The organism is Terriglobales bacterium (assembly GCA_035487355.1).
Lineage (GTDB): Bacteria > Acidobacteriota > Terriglobia > Terriglobales > Acidobacteriaceae > QIAW01.
Map to the genome: position 1 here is coordinate 92377 of DATHMF010000025.1, position 24024 is coordinate 116400.

Genomic DNA, 24024 nt, shown 5'->3' on the forward strand with positions numbered 1-24024 from the left:
CTTTTTATCTAAGGGCTCCGCAGCCAAAACCAGGCTGCTACGCCCTCGCGTTCCGTTCGCGCTGTCCGGCGCTCACTCCACGCTCACCCATTTTCCAGCTTCTCAGCCGAATATAGCCCTTGTTCAGGGCAATATAGTTGACAAAATCAATTAAGTTATTGACAATAGCACTCATCCTGGAAAAAATGCCCTATGCCAGAAGCCAATTTCGATCAGCATATTGAATCCGTCCGTCGCTTCAACCGCTTTTATACCCAGAAGATCGGTGTTTTAGAGGAAGGCCTGCTGCACAGTCCGTTTTCTCTCGTCCAGGTGCGCGTCCTCTACGAGCTTGCCCATCGCGATCAGCCTACAGCCGCCGAACTGGCCAAGGATTTGGGTTTGGACGCGGGCTACTTGAGCCGCACGTTAAGCGACTTCGAAAAGCGCGGACTGATCGAGAAGAAAGCCTCAGAAGCCGATGGCCGGCAAAGCCTGCTGTTGCTGACCGAGCAGGGGCAGCAAGCCTTTGCTCCGTTGAATGAACGTGCGCAACAAGAGATTGGCGCCCTGTTGAAGGCCCTCTCTGCTCCCGAACAAAACCAACTGATCAGCGCAATGCATACCATCAGCGGATTGCTTAGCGCCCGGTCCGAGCTTCAACCGGAAGCCCAGCCTAAAACGAAGACGCCTTATATCCTTCGGCCTCATCAGCCCGGCGATATGGGATGGGTCGTGCACCGCCACGGCGTGCTCTACGCCCAGGAGTACGGATGGGACGAACGCTTTGAGGCCCTGGTCGCTGGCATCGTCGCCGAGTTTATTCAGCACTACGACTCCAGGCGGGAGCGCTGCTGGATCGCCGAGAAAGATGATGAGATCGTAGGCTCCGTCTTCCTGGTCAAACAGTCGAAGACTGTAGCCAAGCTGCGCCTGCTGCTGGTTGAACCTTCGGCGCGGGGACTGGGCATTGGCGCCCGCCTGGTGAGCGAATGTGTGCGCTTTGCCCGCCAGGCAGGCTATCGAAAGATTACGCTCTGGACGCAAAGCGTCCTCCATGCCGCCCGGCACATCTACAAAAAAGCCGGCTTCCGCCTGGCGCGCAAAGAGCGGCACAACAGCTTTGGTTATGACCTGACAGGAGAAACCTGGGAGATGGAGTTGTGATTTCGAATACACTTCAGCCATGGAACTTTCTTTCCGCCACCATCCACTTTTACTTTTTGGGATAGCAGTTAGCATAATTTTTGCGCAGTCTGCTGCAGCTCAGGCCACAGCACAAACAAACGCAGCTTCCGATACTTCCGCTGCCATGCTCGCCGACGGGCCTTACCAAGTATCGCTTGTCAGTGACGTCATTCTGCACGACGCCAAACGCAAAAAACACTTGCCGCTCAATGTGCTGTATCCGGTAGCGTCTGGCAGCGGATCGCTTCCGGTCATCATCTTTTCTCACGGCGCGGGCGGCTCGAAAGACGGCTACCAGGGGCTAACGCGTTACTGGGCCAGCTACGGATATGTGGTCATACAACCGACGCACGTTGATTCCATCGCGTTGCAGCGGACGCAAGGCAAGCATCCCGGCGGGTTGTTGCAGAACGCGGAAGAAGCGGTCAGCGATGTGCAAGCGTGGCAAGACCGGCCGCGCGATATTTCTTTCGTGATTGATTCTTTCGGCGAACTGGAGCGCAAGCTCCCGCATCTCAAAAATAAGCTGGATGCAACCCGCATTGGCGTGGGCGGACACTCCTACGGCGCCTATACCGCACAGGCCATTGGTGGCGCAACCATTGTTCTGCCGGGGAAGACAGAGGCGCTGAGTCTGGCGGATAAGCGCGTGAAGGCCATTCTTATGATGTCGCCCCAGGGATCGGGCGAGATGGGATTGACCCATGACTCCTGGAAAAATTTCACTTTGCCGATGATGGTCATGACCGGATCGCTCGACCGTGGCCTCAAAAAACAGGCGCTTGGCTGGCGCAAAGAGCCCTTCGAGCGCGCGGCATCTCCCGAGAAGTACTACGTTTTCATTGACGGCGCTACCCACATGTCGTTCACGGGAAACCTCGCCGTGTTCGGGGCACAAAAGCAGATTTTCAACTACATCAAATTAGGTTCGTTTGTCTTTTGGAACGCATATTTGAAAGACGACCCTGCCGCGCGGGCCTATCTGAAGTCCGATTCCTTGCAGAAATTCAGCAACGGCGTCGTAACCGTTGACCGCAAATAGTGAGAAAACGGCATGCACGGCGCACACACGCTGCGCTTGATTTTTGCCGTATCGCAGCCTACCATTGCGCCACGAGAGAAATTTCATCATGAGCCGCACTGTTTCTCACTACCGCATTTTGGAGCGGATCGGCGACGGCGGTATGGGAGTCGTGTACAAGGCTGAGGACCTTAAACTCAGCCGCTATGTCGCCCTGAAGTTTCTGGCAGAAGATATGGCGCACGATCCACGCAACGTGGAGCGCTTCCAGCGGGAAGCCCGCGCCGCCTCTGCGCTCAATCATCCCAACATCTGCATCGTCTATGCAGTAGATGATTTTGAAGGACAGCATTTCATCTCCATGGAGTTGCTGCAGGGAGGCACGCTCAAGCAGCGATTGCTGGGCGCGCATCTGAACTTCGAGTCCCTGCTAGATATGGCCTTGCAAATCTCCGACGGTCTGCAGGCGGCGCACGAGCGCGGCATTATCCATCGCGATATCAAGCCGGCCAACATTTTCGTTACCGAACAGGGGCAAATCAAGATCGTGGATTTTGGCCTGGCCAAGCGAGTCAATGATGGAAAAGGACCGAGCGGCGCCGATCCTACCTTCGCCTACGGCCACGAAAAAGAACAGCATCTCACCGTGACCGGCGCAACCTGGGGAACGGTCGCGTATATGTCACCCGAGCAAGCCCAGGGCAAGGCACTGGACGCCCGCTCCGACATTTTTTCCTTCGGCTCGGTCTTGTACGAGATGGCGACCGGGGCCTTGCCTTTTCCCGCGGACAATGCCGCCGTCATCATCGTGGGCATATTGCAGCGCAAGCCACTTCCAGCTACACAAGTCAATCCGGCCTTGCCCGCCGATTTGGAAAGAATCATTGATAAGGCCATGGAAAAGGATTGTGACATGCGTTACCAATCCATGGCTGACTTGCGGAGAGACTTGAAGCGCCTGAAGCGCGATACCGAGTCACAAAAAGTGGCCGTACAAGCTCAACTCAGCCTATCCCAACCCATCCCGGTCGCCATACCTGTTCAGCCCCAGGCGGCATCCAAGCCGCGGCGTGGTCTAAACCGGTTCCTGCTTGCGGCATTTGTAGTATTGGCAATTGCAGTCGGTGTATTAGGGGTCAAGCTGTACGAAAGACAAACGGGTGGATTTGTATGGGACGCCAGCCCATCCCAAGCTGCCACAAATAATCTCGCAGCGCCCACAGCTTCTCCATCACCTACTCCCTCCGGTGCCATGACTCCAATTCCTGGCGCAACCCCACAGCCGATATCCAGCGGATCAGCCGTTCTGCCGGATGCGACAGCTAGCGGTATTTATATCAATGGCTCGCAACTGACCTCCGAGCAGGTACAGGAGCTCAGGGCGACCTATGGCGCGATTGCTCCACCGGGTCAATACTGGTATGACACTCGCAGCGGCCTGTGGGGCTTGTGGGGACACGAAGCCGCCGGCTTCATCCGCCCCGGTCACGACTTTGGCATGCTTGCGGAAAACGCTTCGAACGGCAACACCGGCGTCTTTATTAATGGACGTGAGATTAACCTCGTAGAGGCGCAATATATACAGCAGGCCTTCGGCGCCGTCTATCAGGGCCGCTGGTGGCTCGATGGCACAAGCGGGAATTTTGGTCTGGAAGGCAATCCGACCCCCATTGCCAATATGGCGTCCGCTTTCCGCGGCGGCCAGCAGTCGGGCGGCGACACCGGTTATCGCTGGCGTGATGGACGCGGCTCCGTCGCAGCTTCGGAAGGGAACTGCTTCATCATGTCGGTCCCCGGGGCTAACACAGTTTCTACGCCCGGCTGTAATTGACAGAAAAGCTTAACCACGAAGGACACGAAGGATACACACAAAGGACACAAAAGAAAGGCAAAGCCATTGCGTTTTCTCTCCCGCTTTTTAAGAATGCTCTGACTTTTTCTGAAGCCTGGAAACCGCGTTTATCCTCGACGAGCTCTTTTCTGAAGAACTTGTGATCCTAACCCAAGCACCTATAATCGAAGCCAATGTCTGGTTTCCCACTTGCGGGCCGTATCTTGGCCATGGATGTTGGTTCCAAAACCATTGGGATGGCTGTGAGCGATCCTTTGGGAATCACAGCTCAGGGCCTGGAGACGCTCCGCCGCAAGAACAAGCGCACCGACTTCACGCAATTACAAAACGTGATTACCGAGTACGAAGTCCGCGAGATCGTTGTGGGATATCCGCTGTACATGAGCGGAGATACAAGTCCGCAATCCCAGCGCGTCTCTGAATTCGCCGAAGAGCTGCGCCAGCGCTTCCACCTGCCCGTACATCTGTGGGATGAGCGCCTGACCTCCACCCAGGCCAATCGCCTGCTGCGCGAGACTGAAATGAGCATCCGCCGACGCGCCGAAGTCGTTGATCGCCTGGCGGCAGTGCTGATTTTGCAGTCGTTTCTAGAAAGTCGAGAATCTTCAGCGGCTACAAGGCCTGCAGAAGAGAGCTCCTGAAAGCGATTGAATCCATAAGCTAGATGGTCTTGTCCCATGAACATCTGGCTTAGCACTTTCGTTTGCAATCTGATACGTCTATCTTCATCCAATTCATTTCCATAGGTATCGCATCGAATACAATGGATAAAATTCTCTACATAGGGCTTCAACAAGTCGCAGACTGGTGGACTTAAAGCTGCGAACTGACCCTTTAGAACTGAGGACTGAGGACCAGGGACTGAGGACTGATTGATGATCAAGGCTTTCTTCAAACTACTTGCCCTCCTGCTCCTTATCCTCGTGATGGTCGCGGGGTATTTTACCTACGCCCTGCTTGCGCCTGTGGGTTCGAGTGATCCCAACTTCGTGCAACTGCATCCTGGCTCTTCCACGCGGCGCATCGCCAAAGACCTGCAGGCAGCGGGCGTGATCCGCAATTGGCAGGCGTTTTGGCTGCTGCACTACTGGCGGCCACAGCCGCTGAAGGCAGGCGAGTACCTGTTCGACCATCCTGCGAACGCTTTGGAAGTTTTTGACCGCCTGGTGCGTGGCGATATCTACATACGTGAGGTCACGATTCCTGAGGGCTACAACATCTGGGACATCGCCTCGGCCATTCAAGAAGCCGGACTAGGGAAAAAAGAAGACTTCATCAAGGTTGCGCAGAACAACGCATTGATTTACGACCTTGATCCTCAGGCGCATTCGCTTGAGGGCTACCTGTTTCCCGATACCTACCACTTTACTCGCACGCAATCCATGCAGGATATGGCAGCTGCCATGGTTCACCGCTTCCGCCAGGAGGCCCAGACGCTCGGGCTGAACTCCGATTACCACCGCATTGTTACCATGGCCTCCATCGTGGAAAAGGAAACTCCGGCGCCGGAAGAGCGGCCGCTGGTGGCCAGTGTTTATTACAACCGGCTCGCGCGCGGCATCGTCTTCGCGGCTGACCCAACGGTGATTTACGGTTCGATTCTGGCCAGCCGTTATCGCGGCACGATTTACAAATCCGACTTGCAGTTCGACTCACCATACAACACCTACAAATACGCCGGATTGCCGCCCGGCCCCATTGCCAGTCCGGGGAGCGCGGCGCTGGCAGCGGCCCTGCATCCCGCCGAGACCGACTATCTTTATTTCGTCAGCGACAACAACGGGCACAGCCGTTTTGCGCGCACCGCGCGTGAGCACGACCGCAATGTGGCCGCCTATCGTCACGCCGTCGCCAATTCCCAACAGAATCATTAAAATTAAAAGAAAGTACCTTGCCGCATAACTTTATTGGAATTGACCACGTGCAAATTGCCGCTCCGCCCGGAAGCGAGGTGCAGGCGCGCAATTTTTTTGCTGACGCACTGGGCATGACGGAGGTGCCCAAGCCGGTATCCCTGCGTGCACGCGGCGGGATATGGTTCCAGTGTGGGGCGCAGCAACTGCACGTTGGTATCGAGGCCGACTTTTCACCGGCGAAAAAAGCGCACCCCGCCATCCGCGTGCACAATCTCTCTGACTTGCGGTTGCGTTTACGGAACGCAGGCATCACGGTGATTGAAGACGATAACCTGCCAGATGCAGAACGTTTTTATGTAAATGATCCATTTGGGAACCGCCTGGAGTTCCTACAGTTGAAATGAGAGTTCAAAAAATAAAGTATCTTTACAATTTAGGCTGCCCAAAATGAATAAAATGCGTCTCATTTATACTAAAGAATTGTCCCAGCATAATTTTGAGCGATGGGTGTTAGGTCCACAATGAGCCGCTTTCTTCGTTTGATGGTCATGGCTGTTATCCTGCTGCCGATGGCCGGCTGTGTTTTTCGTTCGCACCGGGTGGAGCAGCGCATCAGCACGGCCCACCTTCAAGAGGCGACCAAGGACCAACTCATCGAATTCATCAACAAGGAAGCGAACCAGGTCCAAAGCCTCAATGCTACGGTGGATATCTCTCCCGCGGTGGGCGGAAGCAAGAAGGGCCAGGTCACGGAATACACCGATATCAGCGGTTATGTCCTGGTGCGCAAGCCATCCATGTTGCGCATGATCGGATTGGCGCCGGTGATTCGCAACCGCATGTTTGACATGGTGAGTGATGGGGTCAATTTTTCACTCTCGATCCCGCCCAAGAACAAATTCATCGTGGGCCGCAATGACACGATTCATGCTGGCCATAGCGCGCTGGAAAATTTGCGTCCGCAGGCGATCTTCGATGCTCTTTTGTTGCGTGAGATTGATCCGCAGAATGAAATCGCCGTGCTGGAAAACACCTGGGAACCTGTGCTCGAGCCCAAGAGCAAAAAACCGGTCGAGGAACCCGACTACACCATTGACGTTATCATTAAAAACGGCGACGGTTGGCATCTTTCCCGCAAGATCATCTTCAACCGCGAAGACCTGCTGCCCAATCGTCAAATCATTTATGACAAGGCCGGCAACGTAGCCACGGACGCACGCTACGAAGCCTACGGCAACTACAACGGCATCCAGTTCCCCTCGAAGATCGGCATCAACCGCCCGCAAGAGGAATACGACATTATTTTAGAGGTGGTGAAGGCCAAGTTTAACGAGCCGCTCGCCGATGAGCAGTTTCAGTTGCCCCAGCCTCAAGGTTCGGAGCTGGTAAGGCTCGACCTGCCGGAGAGCCAACGTTTACAGATTCCGCAACCGCAGGTGCGCCAGAAAAAACCGAAGACACCACAATCTTATGGGCCAGGCGTTCAGAACGCGGATCCCCCTTCCGCCTCGCCTGACCACAGTCAGGACGACAAGCAATGAACAAGCTGATTATTTCCAACCTTGTGCACCGGCCTATTCGCTCGCTGATCAGTATTACTGCGATCGCGATGGAGGTCACCCTGATTCTGGTGATCGTCGGACTCTCGCTGGGCATGCTGAATGACTCCAAGCGCCGTCAGGAGGGCATTGGCGCGGACGTGATGGTGCAACCGCCGGGAGCTTCCGGCCTGGGGTTGTTGTCGAGCGCGCCGGTTCCGGTCGGAGTTGCCGACAAGATCCGCGCCCTCAAGCATGTCAAAGCCGTTACCCCGATCATTACTCAATTCAATACGGCGGGGACGGTAGAAGTTCTTTATGGAATTGATCTCAAAAGCTTCGAGGATGTGGGCGGGCCGCTTCATTACCTGGAAGGGCGCCCGTTTCAGAAGCCTGATGAAATTCTGGTGGATGATTTTTTTGCCGACTACAAAAAGCTTCACGTCGGTTCCAAGATGGAACTCCTGAACCACACCTTTACCGTGAGCGGCATCGTCGAGCACGGGCGCGGAGCCCGCAAGTTTTTTCAGCTTACGGCTTTGCAGGACCTGTTGGGCGCCCAGGGCAAAGCTTCCATCTTCTACGTAAAAGCTGATGATCCCGACAACGCGCAGCTGGTGGCGGATGAAATCAAGGGTATTGACGGCATGCAACAGTACACGGTCCGCACCATGAGGGAATGGCTGACCTTGATGACGCCCGACAAAGTTCCCGGACTAGGGATTTTTATTCAGGTGGTGGTCGGGGTCGCGGTCGTGATTGGCTTCATTGTCATTTTCCAGGCCATGTATACCGCGGTGATGGAGCGCACCCGCGAGATTGGCATTCTGAAGTCCTTGGGCGCTTCCAAGGCTTACATCATGAACGTGGTGCTGCGCGAAACAGCTTTATTGTCTATCGCAGGAATTGTGCTCGGAGTGTTGATTAGTGCCATAGCGCAGCGCGGGCTGGTGCAGCACTTTCCCACGATTCGTGTCGAGTTGACCGGGCAATGGATTCTCAACGCAGTCGTGATTGCGCTGGTGGGCGCGCTTCTGGGCGCTATTTATCCTGCCTTTAAGGCCGCGCAGAAAGATCCTATTGATGCCCTGGCCTACGAATAGTGGTGGGGAGTCTGGATTTTTAAAATCCGTGATCATCCATAAAATCCCTGGTTAATTTTTTGACTTTCTTGTGCATGGAGACGAGAGCCTCTAATATGTAAGACTCCATGCGCTTATCATCGCTCCTCAATATTTCTGCCACGCAGCGCCGCCTGAGTTCTTTCCGTTTGTACGACTTGCTGGTGCACGTGTTCGTAGTCATCCTGCTGATCTCGAATATCGTCGCTCCCAAGATTTGCGCCTTCGGCCCGTTCCGCCTCAGCGGGGCGCAGTTATTGTTTCCGCTGACCTACATCTTCGGCGACATCTTTACTGAGGTCTACGGATACGCTGGCTCGCGCCGCGCCATCTGGCTGGGTTTCTTTTCTTCGGCCCTGCTGGCGCTTATGAGCTTTATTGTGGTGCGCCTTCCCCCGGCGCCGGAGTTTCACAGCCAAGCCGCGCTGGCCACAGTGCTCAACCCTATTACGCGCGTGCTTGCCGCTAGCCTGATTGCCTTCTGGGGCGGGGAGTTCGTCAACTCCTACGTGCTGGCTAAGATGAAGCTGTTTACCAAGGGACGCTGGCTTTGGACGCGTACCGTAGGTTCTACCGTTGCCGGCCAGGCGGTGGACACTATTCTGGTCATCGTCGTACTCTTCTACGGCAAATATTCCTGGCTGCTTATGGGCAAACTCATCGTTTCCGGATACCTATTCAAAGTGACGTATGAAGTTCTAGCCACCCCGTTAACCTATTGGGTAGTGAACTCGCTCAAGCGCGCTGAAGGCGTGGATGTCTACGATCGAGGTACGAATTTCAATCCGTTTGGCAAGGAGCAGGTGAAGGAGTCGCAGGAAGCAACGGCGTGAAAGCGCAGATTAGAATCTTGCCGAGTAAGCCGATTTAATGGTAAAGATGAAAAGTAACGTCAACATTGAGTTGTACTGCGACGGGTTCGCCGTTTCTCATGGCGGGCTCGAAAGTCCATTCGGAAACTGCTTGCACGGCGCTTCCGTCCAACCCCGAGCCTAAACATCGAACAACCCGGATGCGCACCACTTTTCCTTTTTCATCAACTACCAGCCATAGTATGACATCACCTGCAATTCCGGCTCTTCGTGCGTCTTCTGAATATTCCGGGTCGGGCGTATGAATGGACTTAGGCGCACTAACATTTTCTTTTTCTGAAGCGCCGTCTTTTTTTACCCTGGTTACTTCATGTGCCGCAGGATCGAAATCAGCGGCCCGCCATGCATCTGGGATCAACTTGTCTAAATCATCATCCCGGGTAAAAAATACTTTTTGAAAAACCCCAAGGATGGTTGGCTCATCCATCTGGGTGGAACCGAACTCGATATCGAGCTGCAGGTTCGTGCCCTGGCGGATAAGCTTTGAGAATTCTTTTTTCTTGTTGTCGTACTCACCAACGATGCGCGGTCCGCGAAGAATAAGTTTGTCTTTCTTGACCTCAACCTTCTCAATCTGGAACTGGGCAGCACACCAGCACCCCTTGTAGCCGACCGTCTTATCCCCTTTGACCAAGGCGCCCTGGGAATCGAAGGTCAGGTGGTCGCCACCATAAAAATTGCGGATCAGGAGTACTTTCTTCAGAAACCTCTCTTGCAAATGTTTTTGCAAATCTTTGGCCTCGTCGGCCTGAAGCGGGATAAAAGCCAGGACAAGCACTGCCAGAACAGGTATCCGAGATTGCATCAGGAATCTCATACTGTGGTTACAAGGGTGTGGCAACAGGTTACCATTATTTATTTGGTTGGTTTCGGTTCACCGAAGGGTGCCAGCCCCCATTCCTGCGTTGACAGTGGTCTGGGCTCTAGGCTATCCTTAAATCTCTGTTAGTCTGCAGTTGGCCCGCCCGTGGGTGGCTCCGTGATTTGAGCCGGAGTTGGCCCATCATGCAGTAATCGAGAGAGCGGTTTTCTGCGGTTCTTTCATTATTTATATTTTTCTTTCATTTTTGATTGGGAGAAAGTTCTATGTCTACGTATTTCCCCGGAGAGGGCGAAATCGCGCGCAAGTGGTATGTGGTGGATGCCGATGGGCAAACCCTCGGCCGTCTGGCCGCTCGCGTGGCGCGCATCCTTACCGGCAAAGAGAATGCTGCTTATACGCCTTTTCTGGATACCGGCGACCATGTGGTCGTTATTAACGCGGAAAAAATCCGCGTCACCGGGCTCAAGAGCGAGCAGAAGATGTACCACCACTACACCGGCTATCCTGGCGGCTTGAGATCAGAGCAGCTCCGCAAGCGCATTATCCGCAAGCCCGAGGCGGTTGTGGAAGGAGCCATTTTGGGAATGCTGCCCAAATCGAAACTGGGACGCGCCATGGCTTCGAAGCTAAAAGTTTATCGTGGTGACAAACATCCCCACGCGGCGCAGAAGCCTCAAGCTCTGAAGCTGGCATAACACCGAGTACTCACTTTGTGAGTACGACCTATTTTTTAAGGATTGAGAATGGCAGAAACGGTTCAATACTATGGCACGGGACGGCGCAAATCCAGCGTCGCGCGGGTTTTCCTGCGTCCCGGCACGGGCGATTTCACGGTGAACGGCCGTGCTTTCGATCAATATTTTGTGACGGATTCGCAGCGTGGCGCGGCCAAGCAGCCGCTGGTCTCGAGCGAAACCGCCGCCACGTTTAATGTGGTGGCCAATGTTTCCGGCGGCGGCATTAACGGCCAGGCCGACGCAGTTCGCATGGGCATTGCCCGTGCGTTGCTCGTGTTCAACGCTGAATTCCGCAAAAAGCTGAAGGCCGAAGGGTTTCTCTCGCGCGACTCGCGCGGCAAGGAGCGCAAGAAGTACGGGCAGAAGGGCGCCCGCAAGCGCTTCCAGTTCTCCAAGCGCTAATTTTGGAGAGTACAAGTTTTCTCGGGTCCAACTGCTTTTGGTTGGAACCGAGATAAGCAGCACACAGTAGTAAATTTTCCCGCACTCGTTTCATGGTGCGGGTGACGGGAATGTAATCCTGAGCGATACAGGCCGCAATGGGCCCCGCAAGGGATGCAATCCAATTTCAAAGGAGGGTTGTTTGGCGACAATTACCATGAAAGAACTGCTCGAAGCGGGCGTCCACTTTGGGCATCAAACCAAGCGCTGGAATCCCAAGATGAAGGAATACATCTTCGGCGAGCGCAATGGCATTTACATCATTGACCTGCAGAAGACGCTGAAGATGTTCAAAGATGCGTCCAAGTATGTGCAGGATGCGGCCGCCGAAGGCAAGATCATTCTTTTTGTCGGCACCAAGCGTCAGGCGCAGGAAGCGATCTCCGAAGAGGCCACCAAGTGCGGCATGTTCTACGTGAACAACCGCTGGCTGGGGGGCCTGCTTACCAACTGGGTGACCGTGCAAAAGTCGGTCAAGCGGCTCAAGGAACTCGACGAGATGGCCACCGATGGCCGTTACGACCTGCTCCCCAAGAAAGAAGTCATCAAGCTGGAGCGCGAGCGTAAGCACCTGCAGGCCAACCTGGCGGGCATCAAGAACATGAACCGCCTGCCCGATATCCTGTTCGTGGTTGACTCCAACAAAGAGCAGATCGCGGTCAAGGAAGCGCGCAAGCTGGGCATTCCGGTCGTCGCCGTGGTGGATACCAATTGCGACCCGACCGAAGTGGATATGGTCATCCCCGGTAACGATGACGCGCTGCGTGCCATACGGTTGTTTACTTCTAAGGTTTCTGAGTCTATCGCCGAGGGCGTGCAGACTGGCATGAAATCCGGCGAATTGGCTGCGCTTGCCGAGGGTCAGGCTGCTGAAGCTGGTTCCGAAGCTGCTCCCGTCTCCTACGATGAGGAAGGGAAGGAGTATCCCGGCGAACCCAGCGAAATTGCAGTGGGTGCGCAGCCCGATGCCGACAACATCAGTATGGAAGAGGTCCTGGAACAGACTGCCTCCAAAGGGCGCAAGCTCCCTGCAGCAGCGGCCCCGGTAGAACCGGTTGAAGCCGGCCCTGACCAGGTTGAATCGCGCACGCTGTAAAATAGAGCCTAACCCCTGTTTCGCATGTGAGCGGAAGCAGAAATCAGGCCACGGATTTTCACGGATCAACACGGATCCCTTGAATAGAAATCCGTGCTCATCCGTGAGGATGTGTGGCCTTTGCCGCGTTTAGAGAAGCACGACGAATTTATTTAGAAAGGCATTACAGAAATGGGTACGAGTACCATGAATATTTCCGCCGCCCTGGTAAAAGAGCTTCGCGACAAAACCGGAGCTCCCATGATGGATTGCAAGCAAGCGCTCACCGAATCCAAGGGTGACATTGAAGGCGCCATCATACATCTGCGCAAGAGAGGCATTGCTACTGCGGCCAAGAAGGCGGCCCGCGTGACCAGCGAAGGCTCCGTCACCAGCTACATTCATGCTGGAGGCAAGATCGGAGTGTTGCTTGAGGTCAACTGCGAGAGCGACTTCGTAGCGCGCAACGAACACTTCCAGGAGCTGGTGCACGATATTGCCATGCACATCGCCGCCAGCGATCCCAAGTTCGTTCGCCGGGAAGATGTGACCGCCGCCGATTTCGAGCGTGAAAAAGAAATCTATCGCGCGCAGGCGGCTGCTACCGGCAAACCGGCCAACGTGGTGGAAAAGATCGTCGAAGGCAAGATGTCGAAGTTTTATGAAGAGGTCTGCCTGCTCGATCAGCCCTTTATCAAGGACCAGACCATCTCCGTCGGCCAGCTCATTGCCACCACGATCGGCAAGCTGGGCGAAAACATCTCCGTACGTCGCTTTGCCCGTTTCAAGGTTGGTGACGTTGGCGAGACTATCGCTATTACCAAGCCGGCGCCCGAAGCTGAAGAGAAGTAAGTTAGGCTCAAGTTCACCGGAATTTAACAATGCGACTGAAAACCCGATGCCAGGCATCGGGTTTTTTTATTCCACGCGCACAAACCGCATTTGAGACCGCCGCCTGCGATAAAATACAACCTAAGGAATCAAATCCGGACCCAAGGATTACCCTCTGACTACCGCATTTAAACGCATCCTGTTGAAGATTTCCGGCGAGGCCCTGGCCGCCAAACAAGGCTTTGGTGTTGACGTCACCCGTATTCACGAAGTCGCCGGCGAGATCAGAGAGGTACATAGCCTGGGCGTGGAAATTGCAATTGTGGTTGGAGGCGGAAACTTTTTCCGCGGCGTGGCCGAGCAGGCGCGCGACATGGACCGCGTCTCGGCCGACCATATGGGCATGCTGGCCACGGTCATCAACGCCCTTGCCCTGCAGGACGCTCTGGAAAAGCAACAGGTCTATACCCGCGTCATGACCGCCATTGAGATGAACCAGGTCGCCGAGCCTTTCATCCGGCGCCGGGCCATTCGGCACCTTGAAAAAGGACGAGTCGTTATCTTTGCCGCTGGCACCGGCAGCCCGTATTTTTCCACCGATACCGCCGCCTCGCTGCGTGCCATGGAAATCAAGGCTGACGCTATTCTGAAGGCCACCAAGGTTGAGGGCATCTACGACGCCGATCCCAACCTGGTGAAAGATGCCATCATGTTTGACAAGATCACCTATCTCGAATTCCTCAAGCGCGGTCTCAAGGTCATGGATTCCACCGCCATCAGCATGTGCAAAGACAATAGTCTGCCCATCGTGATCTTCAATCTGAACAAGCACGGCAACATCCGCCGCGTGGTAACCGGAGAGAAGGTAGGCTCGCTGGTCATCGCGTAGATGTAAAGTGACGTCGAGCGCCAGAACTGGGATCCCCAACCCGTGCCGATTTTGGTCGCAATGTGCGAACCCTAGGTAAACGATAAACGTCCCAATTGCCAACTAACTAATTTATAATCATCGCTTTATCCTCGCATGGAGTGATGCGCTATGGCACAGATGGTAAGTATCCCCGCATTAAAAGAAGTGTATGTGCAGCTCAAGACCCGCATGGAAAAAGCCGTGGAAGACTTCCGCCGCGAAATGGCGGCGGTGCGCACCGGCCGCGCCACCGTGAATATGCTCGATACGGTGAAGGTGGATTACTACGGCTCCCTGATGCCCGTGAACCAGATTGCCCAGGTCCACGCCGCCGATGCCCAGCTCATTACGGTGACGCCCTTTGACCCCAGCGCCATGGCGGAGATCGAAAAAGCCATCCGCAGCGCCGATCTGGGATTGAACCCCATGAACGACGGCAAAATGATCCGCATCCCGGTGCCGCCGCTCACCGAGGAGCGCCGCAAGGAGATGGTCAAGCACCTGCATAAAATTCTGGAAGAGCACCGCACCGCCATCCGCAACATCCGTCGCGACGGCAACGATCAGATCAAGAAGGCCCTGAAAGATAAAAAGATTTCCGAAGATGATGAGCGCCGCTCGCTCGAAGAGATCCAAAAGCTCACCGACGACGAGATCAAGAAGATGGAAGAGATGAGCAAGACCAAGGAAAAAGAAGTCATGGAGATTAAGTAAGAGGCGAAGAGCCCTGCCCTTAGCAGGCCTCCGACGGCTTTCCTTGCGGATAAAAGACCTTGAAAATGAAGGTACCCCGCCCTTTGGTTACTGCCTGAAAGTGACCAACTTCGGCTACCATGGCCTATATGAGTAGAGCATGACCCGGGGTCCAATCGAAGACGTTTCTATCAAGGCAGAGGAAAGCAGCTCCGCCTCGGCGCAGACTACCGACAAAATGGGTGCGACCGCAGTTCCAAAAGCACCAAACGGGGAGCAGTCTGCAGCGGCGGTGGTTGCTCCTGAAGCTCCTGTTTCTTCTTCAGCCGCTTCTTCCTCGGCTGAGCTGACGTGGACAGCCGACAACCACCCGCACCGCCGTGTCAGCGATAAAACTCGTCGTTCCATTCTCGCCGGACAAACCATCGTCGCCATAGCCGTGGTCCTGACCATCTGTTATGTCGCCAAACTCGTGCTGGTCACTCTGCTGTTTTCGATTCTATTGGCCTTCATTCTCTTTCCGGTGATGGATTTCCTCGAGCGGATGAAATTTCCGCGGGCCTTCGCCTCCTTGCTGGCGGTGTTGCTGCTGGGCGCTGCCATCTATGCGGCCGCCTACTTCGGCTATAGCCGGGCGGTTGATTTCGTCCAGACCCTGCCCACCTACACCCACAAGATTGAGGGCGCCCTGATGCAGTTCCGTGAGCAGGCCCAGAGGTTCCAGAAGAGCACGGAAGCGGTGCTCCCGGAAACCAGCGAAGATAAAAAGACGCTTAAGGTCCAGCAACAAACCAGTTGGGTGGATTGGGTCACCAGCAGCCTGGGGACGGTGGGTGAAGTTGCGTTCTCCATTTCGTTCATGCCGTTTCTGGTTTATTTCATGTTGAGCTGGCATGACCATGTGCGCGCCTCGACCGTAATGCTGTTCAGCATGGAAAATCGCAATACCGCATACACCACGCTGGGGCGCATCTCGGCCATGATCCACAGCTTTATTAATGGCAACATCATTGTGGGATTATTTACCTCCATCGCCAGCCTGGTGGTCTTCTGGTATCTGCATTTGCCCTATTTCTATTTTCTCGGCTTTATCAGCGGATTTCTTACTTTGGTCCCCTACCTGGGGGTGGTCTTGGCAATGATTCCGCCCTTGGCTGCCGGATTCGGCCAGGTCCACGGCGGCGGCATGCTCACCATTGTGCTTACCGTGCTGGGATTGCACGTATTCGCCATTAACATTCTTTATCCCAAACTGATTGGCCGGCGATTGCAGTTAAATCCTCTGGCGGTGACCATCGCTCTCCTCATCTGGGGATGGCTCTGGGGAGCCGTGGGCCTCATTCTCGCTGTACCACTGACCGCCGCCCTGAAAATCATCTTCGATCACGTGGAGTCGTTGCGTCCCTATGGCGCATGGCTTGGGGAGTAAGTATTAAGCGCTCCGCCCGGCCGGTTGCTGAGATCAAAGCGGCATCACCCGGGGCTAACGCACAGAACCCGTTAAGTTCTTTAAGTATTGATGAAATAAAAACTACTCACCTCTCCAAGAGAGGGCTCAGAGAGCGGGGCGTTCAGGAGAGAATGCTGGCGACGAAGCGCTAGATTACGCTTCTGCCACTACATCTGGGAAGCGCAGCCTGGATTTAGCCAAGGCCTTGGTCAGCAAGTCCTCAACTTCAGGCTCGGCGACATTTTTGGCCAGGGCCAACTCACTCACCAGAAGATAACGCGCGCGTTCCAGCATCTTCTTTTCACGGAAAGAGAGCGGTTTGGTCTGGTTCAGGATGAGCAAGCCTTTGAGCACGACGGCCACATCGAGCAGAGAACCGGTGCGCATCTTATCCGAATTCTCTTTAAAGCGGAACTTCCAGTCGGTGTGGTTCTCGCATTTGCCGTCTATGAGGAAATCCAGGATCTTCTGGACGTCACCGTTCTTAATGACCCGGCGAAGACCTACCGCTCCGATATTGCGGAACGGGATCTCCACTTTCAGGCTGCTGGCTTTGAATTTAAGCAGATAGAACTTTTCTGATATTGCGCCGAGTGTCCGGCTATTAATCTGCTCGATGACGCCTACGCCGTGATTGGGATAAACAACCTTATCGCCAATCCGGAAACCGATATTGTCATTCATGAAGGGCACCCACGGTAAAGTGAAGGGTTACAGGGGAGAAACTAACTAAATTATAACCCCAAGCCAGATGGAAAGCAAGCTGTCTGCCGCTCTCTAAGATATACAAAACGTGAGGGTTAAGGCAAGTGTTGCACAATTTTTAAGCACCAATAGGGCCCTCACTACCATTCAACTAAGCATGACTTTGTAAAGCAATGATTAAAATTTGATCATTTTAGGTGTTCCGGAAGCGGCAAATAGTTCTTCCGGCAACGCCAAAAAAGAGCTTTGGTCGAGACTCGGCTTACCCGTATCAAGCCTGGGGTGAGGGCAGTGTGAGGCGCAGCGGTTTATCGGAATCCTTAGGAAAAAGCCGTTTGAAAGAGGAAAAAGCCCATCTTGAAAAGGTATAATTCCTCTAGGGGCAGCGCCCAGAAGCTTGAAGCTGCCCCTTCTCAATTGAAACCAGCCGAAGCGGGGTAAGCGCGGAGCGAGAGCTGTCGCGCACGAGCGTAGTGCGAGGGCGCAGCAACGAAGCGTTGTGGAGCCCTCAGATAGAAGACCATGCCTGAACATATTAGGAAAAAATTGGAAGAAGAGATAAGGGCGCTTGAGCATGAACTGCATCACGAATTGCCCAAAGAGATAAAGACCGCAGTTGCCTTGGGCGATTTGAGTGAGAACGCCGAATATCAGACGGCCAAGCAACGCCAAACTTTCGTGGATGCACGCCTGGCGCAGCTCAAGAAGCGCATGGCCGAGCTTTCCATGATCAATTTGGCGAATATCCCGAAAGATAAGGTCGCCTTCGGCTCGACCGTGCGGGTGTACGACACTTCCAAAGATGAGAAGATCGAATACAAACTGGTGACCAGCGAGGAATCGGATGTGGCCAAAGGTTTGATCTCCACCACCTCTCCCATAGGCCGGGCGCTCATGGGAAAGAAAGTGGGAGACACCGCCACCGTTGTTACTCCTGCCGGAAAACGCGAACTTGAAGTCCTGAAACTGAGCACGATTCACGACGAAGGGTAGCAACCACTTTTAGGGCTATACAGCTCCAAACTGTAATGTAGTAGGCATGTTGGATGCGTGCCTCACTGAATTGAAAACCACATGACCTGGACCCACGCCTTCGGACGAGCCTGCCGCGTGCTTTTGCACGCTATCGTTCGTGGTCTGGCCCTGACCCGCATCTCTCCTAACGTCCTCACATTTCTTGGGCTGGTCATCAACATCGGCGCAGCGGTCCTGTTCGGCCTGGCCAATGCTGAAAATTACCAGCGCATGTTTTTCTATGCCGGTCTGGTCATCATCGGCGCCGGCATCTTTGACATGGTGGATGGCCGGGTCGCCCGCGCCACCAACCAGGTCACCACCTTCGGGGCTTTCTTCGATTCCGTCATTGACCGCTACAGCGACGTCGCTCTTTTCTTCGGGCTGCTCGTCTACTACGCCCGCGCCAACCGCTTCTTTTATGTGGTCATGGTGGCTTTCGTCATGGTCAGCTCCGTGATGGTCAGCTATACCCGCGCCCGCGCCGAATCGCTCATCAGCACCTGCAAGGTAGGATTCATGGAGCGGCCTGAGCGCATTGTCCTGGTCATCATCGGCGCACTCTTCAATCGCTGGGGAACCATGGCGCCCTGTCTGTGGGTGATCGCCGTGCTCTCGACCATTACCGTCATCCATCGCATCCGCTTCACCTATCAGCAAACCAAAATCATGGATGCCACCCGCCTCAACATTGAAGCCGAAGCCGATGCCGATCACGTAACTTCTGTAGTTGGTAAATAGCTTTGCCCGACTCCCCTTTTTTGGCTAAGTCCTCAGATAGAATGAAAATGCGAGAAGTTTTTTAGAGTGGACCTGCACAAAAATTCTCCAGTCTTATTGCTCCATGGCGGTGCCTGGGCGATTCCCGACGATATGGTCGAAGCCCACCTGCACGGCGTGCGCACAGCCTTGTCCGCCGGATGGCGTTTGCTTGAAGCCGGCGCGACCGCCCTGCAAGCCGTGGAAGCTGCGGTCGTCGCCATGGAAGACGACGAAACCTTCGACGCCGGGCGCGGCAGCTTTCTCACCAGCGACGGGCACGTTCAGCTTGACGCTCTCATGATGGATGGCGCCACCTTGCGTGCCGGCGGCGTCGGATGCGTGGAGCATATCCGCAATCCCATTCGCCTGGCGCACAAAGTGCTGACCGAAAGCCCGCATGTTTATCTGGTGGCCGAGGGCGCCGAGCGCTTCGCTCAGGAACACGGCATCGAACTTTGCGATAACAACGACCTGATCATTCCGCGCGAGATTGAACGCCTGCGCCAGTTCAAGACCCAGACTGCGGCCGGCGAGCCCGATTTGACCTTTGCCGGGAAATCGCCCGCGGCATCGCATGACACCGTCGGAGCGGTTGCTTTGGATGCGGATGGGAATCTTGCCGCTGCCACCTCCACCGGCGGCACTCTGAACAAGACTCCGGGACGAGTCGGCGATTCCTCCCTGATCGGTTGCGGATGCTACGCCGATAACTTCCGCGCAGCCGTCTCCTGCACCGGATGGGGCGAGCCCATCATGAAACTGGTCCTGGGCAAGTGGGCCTGCGACCGGGTCTCCGAGGCAGATGCGCCCCTTGTTGTAGCCGAACAGTCCATCGCGTATTTAAAGAACCGCCTGAACGGCCACGGCGGCATGATCCTGCTCGACAGACAGGGCCGTGCCGGTGTTGCCCATAACACTCCGCGCATGGCCTGGGCACTGAAAGACAAACAGCGCGAACACGTGCAGGTGGAAGGCAAGATAATTCTGGGCTGACAACCCGAAACTGTTTTTCGTCGTAAAGTTCTCTGAAAAATCTCTGAAAATTTGTGTCATCGGCAGCATTTTTTTTTCATCCCGATGGGAAGTCTAAGGCAGCAAGCGCGTGGTATTCTGACGCCTGAGCTTTTCCTGCCACCCGGAGAATCCACATGCGAATCGCAAAACTAATCGTCACCGCTTTTATCCTCGTTCTGATCACAGGCGTCCTGCCGGCTTTTGCACAAACCGACTGGGAGGTCGCAAAAACATTTCACGTCGGCGGCGAGGGCGGATGGGACTATCTCACCGTAGACCCCGATACGCACCGGCTCTACGTTACGCGCAGCACGCACACTTTGGTGATTGACGGCGATTCGGGCAAGACCATCGCCGATATTGCAGGCCAGAAACGTTCGCATGGCGTCGCTATCGTTCCCAAGGCAGGCCGCGGGTTCATCAGTGACGGTGGTGGCGACGGCGCCATCGTGATCTTTGACCTCAAGACCAACGCGGTCCTGGGTACAGTCGCCGCACTACCCGATGCCGACGGCATCATCTTTGACGCTTCCAGTGGGCTCGTCCTCGTCGTGTCGGGAGATAAGGGAGTGCTGATGACGCTTAAGCCTGATATTGATCCCAAAACGGGAAAGATAGACGCGCCCATTGATCTCGGCGGGTCGCCCGAATTTCTCGCTGGCGATGGCAAAGGCAAGGCCTACATCAATCTCATGGATAAGAACGAGGTCGCGGTGGTTGACCTCAAAGCGCGCAAGGTGCTTTCGCGCTGGCCGGTTGCGCCCGGTGGCGCGCCGGTGGGGATGTCTATGGATACCAAAAAACGCCGCCTGTTCATCGGCTGCCGCAACCCGCAGAAGCTGATCGTGATGAGCGCCGATGACGGCAAGCTGCTGGCCGATCTACCCATTGGCGCGGGTGTGGACGCTACCAAATTCTTCGACAAGCAGGCGTTTGCAAGCTGCCGTGATGGCTCGCTCGCCGTGGCCGGCGAGATCTCGCCAGGAAAGTTCGAGATCGTCGAGACCGTAAAGACGCCACTGGGCGCAAGAACCATGGGCGTGGACCCTCCGACCGATACAATCTACATGCCCACGGCCGAGTTTGAGGAAGCCAAACCCGGAGCCCGGCCTGCAGTCAAGCCCGACACATTTATGATCGTCGTCGTCGCCCGCCACACCGCCAAGTAGCGGAATACGGTTTTGGTTGAGTGGGCACATCCGTATCCGGCTGTGCCCATTCTGCTGTCCGCTATAACGAGCCCTTGCGTATCTGGATGCCGCCCACGTGGTTGCGGATCACGATGGCAGGGCCGCCGCCGTTAATCGTGCCTTTTAATTCCCCATCAGAAGACGCCTGCATGGTGATGGGAAACTCGGAATGAATTCTGCTCGTGTAGCCGTTCCCGCGCGCATCGAGGGTGGCCTTAATCGCTTCCGGCAGATAAAGGGTAATTCCGCCTCCGAGGGTTTCAAAGAAACTGTCGCTCGTAGGTTGGCCGGTGATTGCGGCCCGTATGGAGCCGCCCGAGGTCCTGGCCTGCACAGCGTTTCCGGCGGCGGCAATTTCAATGCTTCCACCCGCGGTTTGGGCTTCCACCTTGCCACTGATCCTACCCAGGGCGATGGATCCGCCGGCGGTATTGGCCTTTACATCGCCACTCACGTCGCCGCACTGAATGGATCCGCCGGCGGTGCGCAGCTCGGTATTGCCCTTCGCGCCGCCGAGATCAATATGGCCACCCGCCGTCTGGGCATAAACAGGGCCGCCGATCTTGCCGATGCTGAGATGTCCGCCTGAGGTCTGCGCCTCGACCTTGCCATCTATGTCTCCGATCTCCATATGTCCGGCGTAGGTGGCAAGGTCCAGGTTGAATTGCCTGGGCACGGTAATGGTGAAATCCATCTGCCGCAGGTTGCCGGCATAAGAAAGACAACGATGGTCGCGGCACAAACTGCGGCCGGCCCCGCCGCCTTCATCGGATGGCTCCCACCCGGTCTTGAACTTTGCCCGATAGTGGATCGTGTCGCCTTCCTGCGAGGCTTCGATCTCCAGATCGTCGAGGATCTTTTTGGCTTCCTCCGCCGTGAATGCGTGGACCTTGCGGTCCAATTGAATGGTTGCAGTTTGCGCCTCACCCGCCTTGACCGTGACTGCGCCGTACTCGGAGGCGAAGGTAAGAGTGCCTCCCGGGTGCACATTGAAGCTCTTTTGCGGATGATCTTCGAGTTCGTCACCGTATAACATCGGTGCGCGCAGGAGCAGCGCTGTGCATAACGCCGCTGACAACAAAAATAATGCCCTGATTCGGTTTTTCATAGAAAGCCTCCGATCCATTGGTCAGGAGGTTAGACGAACCTGCTTCTTCTGGGTGAGCCGGGAAAGTAGTGCGGGGTGGGGGGGGACTTGCTGCTGGTCAAAAAAAGGCATGGAAGAGAAGAAACAGCTAGTAAAATCAAGGCTTCCAGCGCCCGGGGTGGGGGGATAAGCTGGTAGTCTTTAGTCCGCAGTTCTCGGGACCCACATCGTGAGTGAATTTTCAAAGAGCTAAGAGACCACAGCCGCATTCTGGATGCGGCACTCTTTGCTTCGAGAAATAGTCCTGCCGTTCCTCGCGAACATGATGACATACAGTTCTTCAGGATTAAAGATTTTGATATCACGGTGATACCACTTTTTGGCCAAGGGTGATCACGGATTTAAAGACAAAGCCCCACGCGCGCAAGCTCTACTGCTTTTTCGTGGATGCAGTTTGCTTCTGCAACTCAGAGCGGAATGCCTGTTCCCGTTCGGCCACGTAGTTTTTGTAGCCCTCGGGATCAATATAGGGGTTCACTCCACCGGCGTTCAATTTTGCGGACATCTGAGCGTATTTGGCTTCCATTCCGTAGTAGTTCCCGTGCGCGCCCAGGAAAACATCACAGGGAAGCGACTTGAGCACCCCAAATCCGCGTGCGTAATCATCGGCGATCTCGGGATAGTGCGCGTTATTCACCAGCTTGTATCCCGGATTGACGTTGGGGCTGCCGACGATCACAACATCGTAAGTTTTGCCCGCCTCGCGAACTTCCAGGCTCCAGGTGGTACAACCCCGGGTATGCCCGGCGGTCTTATGGGCAGTCAGTACGGTATCGCCGAGCTTTACCTCGTCACCATCATGCAGCACGCGATCCACCTTGGTCGCCGGATACCACAGGCTCGGCGAGTCGCCGTACTGGAAGTCGCTCTTGCCGCCTGACTCGACCACGCCGACGTCGCCATCCATGACCATATATTTGGCGCCGGTCAGCTTCTTCAGCTCGGCGCTGCCTCCATCGTGGTCGAAGTGACCATGGCTGATCAGAAGAATTTTGACATCGGCGAAGTGAAACCCCAGTTTTTCAATGCTCTCGCGAATCAGCGGGACCGAACTTTTCAGATTGGCGTTAATCAGAATGTGCCCTGCGGGTGTCGTAATCAGGTACGAGGCCAGCCCCCGGCTGCCGACGTAATAGATATTGCCGATCATGCGGTGCGGGGGGAAGGGCTCACTCCAATCCGGGGAATCAGGTACTACGGCGTTAACTTGTGTGGAGGCATTAGCCGGAGTGGGGTTTGCTTGCGCGAACAGGCCGCCAGCCAGGACTAAGACCAGTGTAAGCATCATCAGTCGAATGAGCATATGTGGAATGAGTATACAGTTACTCCATTCTTGAGATCGTGGGAGAGCAACCTCTGGTCAGCGGGTATTCAGAACCAAAGTGAGATTATCCGCGTAGCCATCGTTATAGTAGGGTTCAACACGTTTCATGGAGAGTTCCAGAACGACGGTGTGCGTGCTCGGTGGAATTGATCCAGTAGCATGACGCGGCAGCAGACCGGTGATGGACTTGCGGTCGCGAGCCGTGACCGGGCCGATCTTGGAAGTTCCCAGGCTCCGGCCGTTTGCATCCTTGAAAGTTGCAGTCAGCGTCGCGGTGTCATTCTGATTGTGAAAACCACCGAGAAACCCTGACAATGTGAACCCCACCTTTTTGGCATCTATCAGTGAAGCACCCGCAGAAACATCAATACTTTGCGTGGCGCTCGCGAAGGCGCAGTTGTGACCGCCGGCGAAGAAGTTCTTTCCGCGATCGCAGCAAATCCTGGAAACGCGGATCGGAGTGCAAGCTGTCGAAGGCCGG

General features: G+C 55.2%; 25 protein-coding genes. 20 read left to right on the forward strand and 5 right to left on the reverse strand.

What is annotated here, in order from left to right; all coding sequences use genetic code 11:
* Positions 1 to 192 precede the first annotated feature (192 nt).
* From VK738_05590 to VK738_05630, 9 genes are all read left to right on the forward strand, one after another.
* Positions 193 to 1146 (forward strand): helix-turn-helix domain-containing GNAT family N-acetyltransferase, encoded by a 954-nt coding sequence (locus tag VK738_05590; protein ID HTD22103.1) that lies wholly within the window; start codon positions 193 to 195, stop codon positions 1144 to 1146.
* 19 nt (positions 1147 to 1165) lie between these two features.
* Positions 1166 to 2209, forward strand: coding sequence for a hypothetical protein (locus VK738_05595; protein HTD22104.1), 1044 nt, complete (start codon positions 1166 to 1168; stop codon positions 2207 to 2209).
* Positions 2210 to 2297: 88 nt separating this feature from the next.
* Positions 2298 to 4019, forward strand: a complete 1722-nt coding sequence (locus VK738_05600; GenBank protein HTD22105.1) for a protein kinase — start codon at positions 2298 to 2300, stop codon at positions 4017 to 4019.
* 194 nt (positions 4020 to 4213) lie between these two features.
* Positions 4214 to 4681 (forward strand): Holliday junction resolvase RuvX, encoded by a 468-nt coding sequence (gene ruvX, locus VK738_05605; protein ID HTD22106.1) that lies wholly within the window; start codon positions 4214 to 4216, stop codon positions 4679 to 4681.
* 234 nt (positions 4682 to 4915) lie between these two features.
* Positions 4916 to 5914 carry an endolytic transglycosylase MltG gene (gene mltG, locus VK738_05610; GenBank protein ID HTD22107.1) on the forward strand — a complete coding sequence of 333 codons (999 nt, stop codon included), beginning with the start codon at positions 4916 to 4918 and terminating at the stop codon, positions 5912 to 5914.
* Between the two features lie 17 nt (positions 5915 to 5931).
* Positions 5932 to 6300, forward strand: coding sequence for a VOC family protein (locus tag VK738_05615; GenBank protein HTD22108.1), 369 nt, complete (start codon positions 5932 to 5934; stop codon positions 6298 to 6300).
* A gap of 117 nt (positions 6301 to 6417) precedes the next feature.
* Positions 6418 to 7437: a hypothetical protein gene (locus VK738_05620; GenBank protein HTD22109.1), complete on the forward strand. Its 1020-nt coding sequence runs from the start codon at positions 6418 to 6420 to the stop codon at positions 7435 to 7437.
* The gene (locus tag VK738_05625; protein ID HTD22110.1) at positions 7434 to 8537 is read left to right on the forward strand and encodes an FtsX-like permease family protein; all 1104 of its coding nucleotides are present in this window, start codon (positions 7434 to 7436) and stop codon (positions 8535 to 8537) included. The genes VK738_05620 and VK738_05625 overlap by 4 nt, the downstream gene beginning before the upstream one ends.
* Before the next feature lie 107 nt (positions 8538 to 8644).
* Positions 8645 to 9388, forward strand: coding sequence for a queuosine precursor transporter (locus VK738_05630; protein ID HTD22111.1), 744 nt, complete (start codon positions 8645 to 8647; stop codon positions 9386 to 9388).
* A 34-nt stretch (positions 9389 to 9422) separates the two neighbouring features.
* On the opposite strand, the gene VK738_05635 is transcribed toward VK738_05630, so the two are convergent.
* The gene (locus tag VK738_05635) at positions 9423 to 10232 is read right to left on the reverse strand and encodes an energy transducer TonB (GenBank protein ID HTD22112.1); all 810 of its coding nucleotides are present in this window, start codon (positions 10230 to 10232) and stop codon (positions 9423 to 9425) included.
* Between the two features lie 281 nt (positions 10233 to 10513).
* Between VK738_05635 and rplM the strand changes: the two genes are divergently transcribed.
* From rplM to VK738_05670, 7 genes are all read left to right on the forward strand, one after another.
* A complete protein-coding gene (rplM, locus tag VK738_05640) occupies positions 10514 to 10945 on the forward strand; it encodes a 50S ribosomal protein L13 (GenBank protein HTD22113.1) in 432 nt (143 codons plus the stop codon).
* A gap of 48 nt (positions 10946 to 10993) precedes the next feature.
* Complete coding sequence (rpsI, locus tag VK738_05645; protein ID HTD22114.1) at positions 10994 to 11389, forward strand: 30S ribosomal protein S9; 396 nt, start codon at positions 10994 to 10996, stop codon at positions 11387 to 11389.
* A gap of 181 nt (positions 11390 to 11570) precedes the next feature.
* Positions 11571 to 12524 carry a 30S ribosomal protein S2 gene (gene rpsB / locus VK738_05650; GenBank protein ID HTD22115.1) on the forward strand — a complete coding sequence of 318 codons (954 nt, stop codon included), beginning with the start codon at positions 11571 to 11573 and terminating at the stop codon, positions 12522 to 12524.
* Positions 12525 to 12695: 171 nt separating this feature from the next.
* Positions 12696 to 13355: a translation elongation factor Ts gene (tsf, locus tag VK738_05655; GenBank protein ID HTD22116.1), complete on the forward strand. Its 660-nt coding sequence runs from the start codon at positions 12696 to 12698 to the stop codon at positions 13353 to 13355.
* Positions 13356 to 13536: 181 nt separating this feature from the next.
* On the forward strand, positions 13537 to 14223 hold the full coding sequence (gene pyrH, locus VK738_05660) for a UMP kinase (GenBank protein ID HTD22117.1): 687 nt from the start codon (positions 13537 to 13539) through the stop codon (positions 14221 to 14223).
* Between the two features lie 150 nt (positions 14224 to 14373).
* Entirely contained in the window at positions 14374 to 14958 is a 585-nt protein-coding gene (gene frr, locus VK738_05665; protein ID HTD22118.1) for a ribosome recycling factor, read from the forward strand.
* A 139-nt stretch (positions 14959 to 15097) separates the two neighbouring features.
* On the forward strand, positions 15098 to 16366 hold the full coding sequence (locus VK738_05670; protein ID HTD22119.1) for an AI-2E family transporter: 1269 nt from the start codon (positions 15098 to 15100) through the stop codon (positions 16364 to 16366).
* A gap of 174 nt (positions 16367 to 16540) precedes the next feature.
* On the opposite strand, the gene VK738_05675 is transcribed toward VK738_05670, so the two are convergent.
* Positions 16541 to 17071 carry a CarD family transcriptional regulator gene (locus VK738_05675; GenBank protein ID HTD22120.1) on the reverse strand — a complete coding sequence of 177 codons (531 nt, stop codon included), beginning with the start codon at positions 17069 to 17071 and terminating at the stop codon, positions 16541 to 16543.
* A 543-nt stretch (positions 17072 to 17614) separates the two neighbouring features.
* Here VK738_05675 and greA point away from each other — a divergent pair.
* The 4 genes from greA to VK738_05695 all read left to right on the forward strand — a co-directional run bounded on the left by greA (position 17615) and on the right by VK738_05695 (position 21051).
* Positions 17615 to 18085, forward strand: coding sequence for a transcription elongation factor GreA (gene greA / locus VK738_05680; protein HTD22121.1), 471 nt, complete (start codon positions 17615 to 17617; stop codon positions 18083 to 18085).
* An 81-nt stretch (positions 18086 to 18166) separates the two neighbouring features.
* Complete coding sequence (locus tag VK738_05685) at positions 18167 to 18847, forward strand: CDP-alcohol phosphatidyltransferase family protein (protein HTD22122.1); 681 nt, start codon at positions 18167 to 18169, stop codon at positions 18845 to 18847.
* 66 nt (positions 18848 to 18913) lie between these two features.
* On the forward strand, positions 18914 to 19861 hold the full coding sequence (locus VK738_05690) for an isoaspartyl peptidase/L-asparaginase (protein ID HTD22123.1): 948 nt from the start codon (positions 18914 to 18916) through the stop codon (positions 19859 to 19861).
* 155 nt (positions 19862 to 20016) lie between these two features.
* The gene (locus VK738_05695; GenBank protein ID HTD22124.1) at positions 20017 to 21051 is read left to right on the forward strand and encodes a hypothetical protein; all 1035 of its coding nucleotides are present in this window, start codon (positions 20017 to 20019) and stop codon (positions 21049 to 21051) included.
* A 61-nt stretch (positions 21052 to 21112) separates the two neighbouring features.
* On the opposite strand, the gene VK738_05700 is transcribed toward VK738_05695, so the two are convergent.
* From VK738_05700 to VK738_05710, 3 genes are all read right to left on the reverse strand, one after another.
* Positions 21113 to 22180, reverse strand: coding sequence for a hypothetical protein (locus VK738_05700; protein HTD22125.1), 1068 nt, complete (start codon positions 22178 to 22180; stop codon positions 21113 to 21115).
* A gap of 409 nt (positions 22181 to 22589) precedes the next feature.
* Entirely contained in the window at positions 22590 to 23522 is a 933-nt protein-coding gene (gene bla, locus VK738_05705) for a subclass B3 metallo-beta-lactamase (protein ID HTD22126.1), read from the reverse strand.
* A 57-nt stretch (positions 23523 to 23579) separates the two neighbouring features.
* Positions 23580 to 24024: hypothetical protein (locus VK738_05710; protein HTD22127.1), on the reverse strand; the 445-nt coding region annotated here is incomplete at its 5' end.

Bases quoted from the DNA above. Each gene is read 5' to 3' on its own strand.
- VK738_05590 (HTD22103.1), top strand. From the start codon at position 193: ATGCCAGAAGCCAATTTCGATCAGCATATTGAATCCGTCCGTCGCTTC.
- VK738_05595 (HTD22104.1), top strand. From the start codon at position 1,166: ATGGAACTTTCTTTCCGCCACCATCCACTTTTACTTTTTGGGATAGCA.
- VK738_05600 (HTD22105.1), top strand. From the start codon at position 2,298: ATGAGCCGCACTGTTTCTCACTACCGCATTTTGGAGCGGATCGGCGAC.
- ruvX (HTD22106.1), top strand. From the start codon at position 4,214: ATGTCTGGTTTCCCACTTGCGGGCCGTATCTTGGCCATGGATGTTGGT.
- mltG (HTD22107.1), top strand. From the start codon at position 4,916: ATGATCAAGGCTTTCTTCAAACTACTTGCCCTCCTGCTCCTTATCCTC.
- VK738_05620 (HTD22109.1), top strand. From the start codon at position 6,418: ATGAGCCGCTTTCTTCGTTTGATGGTCATGGCTGTTATCCTGCTGCCG.
- VK738_05625 (HTD22110.1), top strand. From the start codon at position 7,434: ATGAACAAGCTGATTATTTCCAACCTTGTGCACCGGCCTATTCGCTCG.
- VK738_05630 (HTD22111.1), top strand. From the start codon at position 8,645: ATGCGCTTATCATCGCTCCTCAATATTTCTGCCACGCAGCGCCGCCTG.
- VK738_05635 (HTD22112.1), bottom strand. From the start codon at position 10,232: ATGCAATCTCGGATACCTGTTCTGGCAGTGCTTGTCCTGGCTTTTATC.
- rplM (HTD22113.1), top strand. From the start codon at position 10,514: ATGTCTACGTATTTCCCCGGAGAGGGCGAAATCGCGCGCAAGTGGTAT.
- rpsI (HTD22114.1), top strand. From the start codon at position 10,994: ATGGCAGAAACGGTTCAATACTATGGCACGGGACGGCGCAAATCCAGC.
- tsf (HTD22116.1), top strand. From the start codon at position 12,696: ATGGGTACGAGTACCATGAATATTTCCGCCGCCCTGGTAAAAGAGCTT.
- frr (HTD22118.1), top strand. From the start codon at position 14,374: ATGGCACAGATGGTAAGTATCCCCGCATTAAAAGAAGTGTATGTGCAG.
- VK738_05670 (HTD22119.1), top strand. From the start codon at position 15,098: ATGACCCGGGGTCCAATCGAAGACGTTTCTATCAAGGCAGAGGAAAGC.
- VK738_05675 (HTD22120.1), bottom strand. From the start codon at position 17,071: ATGAATGACAATATCGGTTTCCGGATTGGCGATAAGGTTGTTTATCCC.
- greA (HTD22121.1), top strand. From the start codon at position 17,615: ATGCCTGAACATATTAGGAAAAAATTGGAAGAAGAGATAAGGGCGCTT.
- VK738_05685 (HTD22122.1), top strand. From the start codon at position 18,167: ATGACCTGGACCCACGCCTTCGGACGAGCCTGCCGCGTGCTTTTGCAC.
- VK738_05695 (HTD22124.1), top strand. From the start codon at position 20,017: ATGCGAATCGCAAAACTAATCGTCACCGCTTTTATCCTCGTTCTGATC.
- VK738_05700 (HTD22125.1), bottom strand. From the start codon at position 22,180: ATGAAAAACCGAATCAGGGCATTATTTTTGTTGTCAGCGGCGTTATGC.
- bla (HTD22126.1), bottom strand. From the start codon at position 23,522: ATGCTCATTCGACTGATGATGCTTACACTGGTCTTAGTCCTGGCTGGC.